Annotated in this window: 1 protein-coding gene; it reads right to left on the bottom strand. The window is 67.2% G+C overall.

Annotated features, from left to right (window positions below; genetic code table 11):
• Positions 1–503: 503 nt before the first annotated feature.
• The coding region (locus G6017_RS16140) for a thiamine pyrophosphate-dependent enzyme (RefSeq protein ID WP_241731613.1) at positions 504–885 on the bottom strand (382 nt) is incomplete at its 5' end.

Genomic DNA, 885 nt, shown 5'->3' with positions numbered 1-885 from the left:
CCCGCGCAGGCGGGGCTGTTCCGCAGTTCTGCCTTTGAGGTGGGGCACAAAACACGTCGTCCCCGCGCAGGCGGGGTTGTTCCGGCGGTCCGCGGCGGAGTCGGTCATGCCGTTGCGTCGTCCCTGCGCAGGCGGGCCTGTTCCGCAGTGCCTACGACTCGACGGTCTGACCCGTGGGCCGTCCCCGCGCAAGTGAGGCTGGTCCGGTGGGGCTTAAGGCTCTGGGGGCCGCTTCGGAGTCGCCCCTGCGCAGGACGGGCTTCCTACGCCACTTGCAATGTCATCCGTGCGGAAACGAAATCGGTTTTGGACTTCTCGGGCTGAATTGTTGTCTGATCTCCCCGCTAGAGTACTAGGAAATCGTCCCCGCGAAAGCGGGGCTGTTCCTCGTGACGTCGGAGGATCGAGTCTTCCCACCGGGTCTTCCCCGCGAAAGCGGGGTTCCGGCAAATTGCAAGTCTTGCCAGTCAGCAATTGAGTGCGACTCGGGTGGTCCCAGTCCCCTACACCCCGAACGTCGAGCGGGGATAGCCCGCCTCTACGTCTGTCACGATGTTGACCAGGTACGGCACCCCGCTCGCGAACGCGCGGTCCAGGGCCGGGCCGATCTGCGCGGGATCGGTGACCATCTCACCGGCCCCACCGAGCGCCCTGACCACCTCGTCGTACCGGGTGCGCGGGGCGAGGTCGGCGATCACGTCGTAGCCGTACAGCATCTGCATCGGCCCCTTCTCCAGCCCCCACGCCCCGTTGTTCCCCATCACCATCACCACGGGCAGGTCGTGCCGCACGAGGGTGTCCACGTCGATCAGCGAGAACCCGGCCGCGCCGTCGCCGAGCAGCAGCACCACCTGGCTCGACGGCCGGGCGATCCTCGCGGCGATC

Origin of the sequence: Dietzia sp. B44 (genome assembly GCF_014145245.1) — a bacterium.
GTDB lineage: Bacteria > Actinomycetota > Actinomycetes > Mycobacteriales > Mycobacteriaceae > Dietzia > Dietzia natronolimnaea.
The sequence above is the reverse complement of the archived record's forward strand: the minus strand, read 5'-3'. Positions and strand labels throughout refer to the sequence as shown.